Origin of the sequence: Mycobacterium attenuatum, from assembly GCF_900566085.1 — a bacterium.
In the GTDB taxonomy this organism is placed as follows: domain Bacteria; phylum Actinomycetota; class Actinomycetes; order Mycobacteriales; family Mycobacteriaceae; genus Mycobacterium; species Mycobacterium attenuatum.
Window position 1 is genome coordinate 1 of sequence record NZ_UPHT01000165.1, and the last position, 5,304, is coordinate 5,304.

The following is a 5,304-nucleotide window of genomic DNA, read 5'->3' on the forward strand; positions in this document are numbered from 1 at the left end:
GGCCGGTGGCGGCGGCGACGGCGGCCCAGGGGGGCTGCTGTGGGGCAACGGCGGTGCCGGCGGTCCCGGCGGCACCGCTAATGCCGGAACGGCAGGCGCGGGTGGCCACGGCGGCAGCGCCCGCGGGCTCTTCGGCGACGGCGGTGCCGGCGGCGCCGGCGGAACCAGCTACCTCGACCCCGCCGCCCACAACCTCGGTTGGGACAAGTTCGGCGGCGACGGCGGCAACGGCGGAGCCGCCGCCCTGCTCGGCAGAGGAGGCGCCGGGGGCGCCGGAGGCAACGGCCCGGCACGCGGCGGCGCCGGAGGTAACGGCGGCACCGGCGGGCAGCTGCTTGGCGCCGGCGGCGACGGCGGCACCGGTGGAGCCGGCGGGACCAGCGACAACCCCAATCCGATTGCAGGTGAGAACAACGACAAGTTTGGCGGAGCCGGGGGCCATGGTGGAGGCGCCGGCCTGCTCGGCCGGGGCGGCACCGGAGGTTCCGGGGGCAGCGGCAGCGCCCGCGGCGGCGCCGGCGGTGTGGGCGGCACCGGCGGCAGCTTCGCCGGCAATGGCGGGGGCGGCGGCAGCGGCGGCACTTCCACCGAGGGCGCGGCCGGCGCCGGCGGGACCGGCGGCGGCGCGGCCGGGTGGCTTGGCCAGGGTGGAGCCGGAGGCGCGGGCGGTGAGATCCGCGCCAGCCGGTTCGGACCCGTTCCCACCGCCGGCAGGGGCGGTGACGGCGGCGCCGGCGGGCTGCTCGCCGGCAGCGGCGGCGCCGGCGGGCAGGGCGGCTCCTCCAACGGCGGAACTGGCGGCGACGGCGGCAACGGCGGTCACGCCCGCGGACTGCTCGGCGACGGCGGCAACGGCGGATACGCCGGGTTCGGCAAGTTCCAAGGCCGCGGCGGCGACGGCGGCAACGGCGGGCTTCTGATCGGCAATGGCGGTCATGGCGGATGGGGTGCCGCCGGCGGCGATAACGTCAAGGGCGGCGACGGCGGCCATGGCGGCAATGGCGGAATCCTGTTGGGCCTCGGCGGAAACGGTGGCGCCGGCGGCGCCGGCCTGGCTGCCGGCGGCGGGGAGGGTGGCGCCGCCGGTAGCGGCGGTTTGATCGGCGCACCCGGGGTGCCGGGTCCGCACGGATAGCGACGACCCTGCGGCCGCACTCAGTCCGAGTGCTTGTGGCGGAAGAACTCCACCGTGCGACGCACGCCGTCGGCCAGCTCTACCCGGGGACGCCAGCCCAAGACTCGTTCGGCCAAGCCGATATCGAGACAGGACCGCTTCAGATCGCCCAGTCGCGGTGGGTGAAACTCCGGATCGTCGGGACCCCCGACGGCCGCGGCCACCGCCGAATGCAGTTGGCGGTCCGACGTTTCGATGCCAGTGCCGATGTTGAAACGTTGTCCGCCACCCGCGTCGCCGGCCGCTTTGATGAAGGCGTCCACCACGTCGTCAACGTAGACGTAGTCGCGGGTGTTGGTGCCGTCGCCAAACACCTTGGTGGACTTACCCGACAGCAGCGCCTGGGCGAAGATCGCCACCACGCCCGCTTCACCGTGCGGGTCCTGCCGGGGGCCGTAGACGTTTGCTGGCGCGATGTGCGAGCAGTCCAAACCGTACAGGTGCCGGAAGGTGTTCAGGTAGATCTCCCCGGCGACCTTGCCCGCGGCGTAGGGCGAAGCAGGATCAGTCGGGGTTTCCTCGCTGGTCGGGTACACCGGCGGCACGCCGTAGATGGATCCCCCTGAGGAGGTATGCACCACCTTGCGCACGCCGGTGCGCCGCGCTGCTTCGGCCAGCCTGATGGTGCCCACGACGTTGACCTCGGCGTCGAACTCCGGATCGGCCACCGAGTGCCGGACGTCGATCTGCGCTGCCAGGTGAAACACCACCTCGGGCCGGTGCTGGTCGAGGATGGCATGCAAGTCCGCGGCGACGATGTCGGCCTCGACGAAGACATGAGCGGGGTTATCGGCCAGGTGCTCGAGGTTGGTCGCCCGGCCCGTCGCGAAATTGTCCAGCCCCACTACCGTGTGACCGTCGGCTAACAGATGGTCGACTAGCGTCGATCCGATGAAACCGGCTGCCCCGGTGACCAGTGCGCGCACCGGCCCACCATACCGAGTGGTCGTGGCAGCGGCGGCGCTCATCGCGGCCCAGCTGGCGGTTCGCGCGGTCCTGGCATTCGGGGGCTACTTCTATTGGGATGATCTGATCCTGGTGGGCAAGGTCGGCACGCAGGGCCTGCTGTCGCCGTCGTACCTGTTCGACGACCATGACGGGCACGTGATGCCGGGCGCCTTCCTGGTCGCCGGTGCGATCATCCGGGTGGCACCGCTGGTATGGACGGGACCGGCGATCAGTCTGGTGGTGTTGCAGCTGCTGGCTTCGCTGGCGCTGCTGCGCGCGCTGCATGTGATCCTCGGCTGGCGCCCGGTGCTGCTGATACCGCTGACGTTCGCGTTGTTCACCCCGCTGGGTGTGCCCGGATTCGCGTGGTGGGCCGCGGCGCTGAACTCATTGCCGATGCTGGCGGCACTGGCCTGGGTGTGCGGCGACGCGGTGCTATTGCTGCGCACCGGACGTGCGCGCTACGCGGCCACCGGGCTGCTGGTGTACTTCGGCGGCCTGCTGTTCTTCGAGAAGGCCGCGGTGATTCCGTTCGTCGCGTTCGCTGTGGCCGCTCTGGTGTGTCAGGTGAACGGGGAGCCGTTGCGCCGCGCATGGCGTGGCGGCGTTCGGTTATGGGTTCCGTCACTGGCCCTGACCGCCGCCTGGATTGCGCTGTACCTGGCTGTCGTCAACCAGCAGCGCTGGAGTTCGGACCTGTCGATGACCTGGGCTCTGTTGCGTCGCTCGATCACCCACGGCATCGTCCCCGGTCTGTCCGGCGGTCCCTGGCATTGGGATCGTTGGGCGCCGGCCTCGCCATGGGCCACACCGCCGCCGGCGGTGATGGTGCTCGGCTGGCTGGTTTTGCTTGGCGTGCTTGGGCTTTCGCTGGCCCGCAAGCAGCGCATCGGCCTGGTCTGGCTGACCGCGGCCGGGTATGCCGTGGCGTGCCAGGTGCCGATCTATCTGATGCGCTCGTCGCGGTTCACCGCGCTCGAATTGGCACAGACACTCAGGTATTTCCCGGATCTGGTGGTGGTGCTGGCGCTCTTGGCCGCCGTGGCGTTGACGGCCCCCAACCGGCCGTCCTCGGCGTGGCTGGATGCATCGCGGCTTCGGACTGTAGCGGCATGCATTGCGGCGTTGCTGTTTTTGGCCAGCAGCCTCTATTCGACAGCGACTTTCCTGACCAGCTGGCGCGACAATCCCACCGAACCGTACCTGCGTCACGCGAAGGCCAGTATGGCCGCAGCACGGACTAATTCGAATGCGCCCCTGTTGGATCAGGAGGTCGACCCGCTGGTGCTGCAGCGGGTGGCCTGGCCGGAGAACCTGGCCAGTCACATGTTTGCCCTGCTGCGTGATCGTCCCGAATTCGAAACGGCGACAACACAATTGCGAATGTTCGACAGTTCCGGTCAGCTGGTCGACGCGCGGGTGACCTGGGTCCGCACGATCGTCCCCGGGCCGCTGCCGAACTGCGGTTACTTCGCCCAGCCGGACCGGCCGGCGCGCCTGCTCCTCGACGGTCCCCTGCTGCCCGCCGACTGGACCGTGGAACTGAACTATCTGGCCAATAGCGACGGATCCATGACGCTGGCGCTGTCCGACGGGCCCGAACGGAGGGTCCCGGTGCATCCCGGCCTCAACCGCGTCTACGCCCGCCTGCCCGGCGCCGGCGACGCGATCACGGTGCGCGCCAACACCACCGCGCTGTCGTTGTGCGTCGCGTCGGGGCCCGTCGGATACCTGGCGCCGATGTGACCCGTTGCGCGAGTTCACGCCGACGCGCCCAGCGTGACGTTTCGAGCCGGAGCGTAAAGCCGTTCTCCAGCTCACCGCGTGCCATGATTGAGGTGCGATAGTCCAAAGGGGATTGGCAATGACTGCAGTCAAGATCGCGTTGCCGCGGCGGATGGCCGCCTTCATCGCCGGCCTGGGCGCCGCAGCGATGGCCGCAGGACTGCTCGCGGTCGCGCCGCCGGCCAGCGCCGGCTGCCAGTACGGGGGAATCGGCGTGATCAACAAGTGCGATGGACCCATTCAGCCGGACGGCACCTGGCAACGTTGCGTGACATTTGCCACCTGGGTGGCCCACGGCGCCAGTTCCTACCTGGTGCCCGACAAGCGCTGCGATGTGCTGGGCGCTGACCAGCACCCAGCGGATTTCGCCTTCGCAGACCCACCGATGCACATCGACGACTGAGCTTCGTTGGAGCCACCCTGACACCGGCTGGACTGCCCGACGTGACCTTACGTTCGGTATCGCCGATCGACACCAGGACGTTCAGGTGCGATCAGAAATCGTAAGCGGGTTCGGCGTCGAGGATCTTCGTGAACATCGCGACCAGGCCCGTGAGATGAGAGTTTGCGTGCGCCGCATGACAAGCGCCGTGCAACTCTTCCAGGTCGGTCTTCCACCAGTCGAGTCCAGAACCGCGTTCGGATAGCAGGAGATTGAAGAACTCGCGGGTGCAGCGGCCGTTGCCCTCGCGCAACGGGTGGGCATAGTTCACGTAGTCGGATACGTATGCGACCTTTCCAGCGAGATCACCTTCGTCGACCGCTCCGAGTCGGTCAAGATGAAAGATCTGCGCGGCCACATGCTCCACTGGCCGACTGATGCTGCCCGGCGGGCAAAACCCATCATGGCTGTTTGCGGGTACTGCAACCATCCCGGCTAACACGCGCAGTTCATCCCGCTCGGTGCGGGACCGTCTCAGCGGTGCGACGACTCCCCAGGCTGTCGGACGGAGCGGGTCGCGGCGAGTGACATGCCGCGCGCCACGGCTGTCCGGGTCGAGTGAATCCTGCACAATGCACGAGCGCCGCCGCAGCCCTGCCGGCGCGTGCGACGAGCTGACCCCGGGGTCCACCGTCGAGGATCTGCTCACGCACTGGATCGCCACGTGCCGTGCCGACATTGTTCTGGTCCGCAACCAACCACAAACACAACCGTGAACGATGTCCCAGGGCACGTGCGCACAATGTCCTGACACATCACATGGAGCCGTCTGGGGCTGCAGCCCGTGCCTACGGACTGTCCCGGCAACACATCTACCGCCTGTACCGCCTGCTCCAGCGCTACCAGCTCGGCGGCCTCGACGCCGTCGAGGCACGCTCGCGGCGGCCCGCCAGCAACCCCCGCGCGGTCACCGACGAGGTCATCGCCGCAATCGTGCTCTTGCGTGAACAACTCA

General features: G+C 69.1%; 4 protein-coding genes and 2 pseudogenes. 4 read left to right on the forward strand and 2 right to left on the reverse strand.

Translation table 11 applies throughout. The features are described 5' to 3' along the window. Positions 1-1,135 (forward strand): annotated as a pseudogene (locus EET13_RS32490) (PE family protein); the annotation flags it as partial. Positions 1,136-1,155: 20 nt separating this feature from the next. On the opposite strand, the gene EET13_RS26395 reads toward EET13_RS32490, so the two are convergent. Beyond that, positions 1,156-2,100: an NAD-dependent epimerase/dehydratase family protein gene (locus EET13_RS26395; protein ID WP_122445020.1), complete on the reverse strand. Its 945-nt coding sequence runs from the start codon at positions 2,098-2,100 to the stop codon at positions 1,156-1,158. Here EET13_RS26395 and EET13_RS26400 point away from each other — a divergent pair. After that, complete coding sequence (locus tag EET13_RS26400; RefSeq protein ID WP_244604126.1) at positions 2,066-3,868, forward strand: hypothetical protein; 1,803 nt, start codon at positions 2,066-2,068, stop codon at positions 3,866-3,868. The genes EET13_RS26395 and EET13_RS26400 overlap by 35 nt on opposite strands. Before the next feature lie 151 nt (positions 3,869-4,019). After that, positions 4,020-4,310, forward strand: coding sequence for a CDGP domain-containing protein (locus tag EET13_RS26405; protein WP_122445022.1), 291 nt, complete (start codon positions 4,020-4,022; stop codon positions 4,308-4,310). Positions 4,311-4,401: 91 nt separating this feature from the next. Here the strand turns inward: EET13_RS26405 and EET13_RS26410 are convergent. Further along, positions 4,402-4,752 (reverse strand): annotated as a pseudogene (locus EET13_RS26410) (Fic family protein); the annotation flags it as partial. A 356-nt stretch (positions 4,753-5,108) separates the two neighbouring features. Between EET13_RS26410 and EET13_RS26415 the strand changes: the two are divergent. Then, positions 5,109-5,304: helix-turn-helix domain-containing protein (locus EET13_RS26415; protein ID WP_425294277.1), on the forward strand; the 196-nt coding region annotated here is incomplete at its 3' end.

Bases quoted from the DNA above. Each gene is read 5' to 3' on its own strand.
- EET13_RS26400 (WP_244604126.1), top strand. From the start codon at position 2,066: ATGAAACCGGCTGCCCCGGTGACCAGTGCGCGCACCGGCCCACCATAC.
- EET13_RS26405 (WP_122445022.1), top strand. From the start codon at position 4,020: ATGGCCGCCTTCATCGCCGGCCTGGGCGCCGCAGCGATGGCCGCAGGA.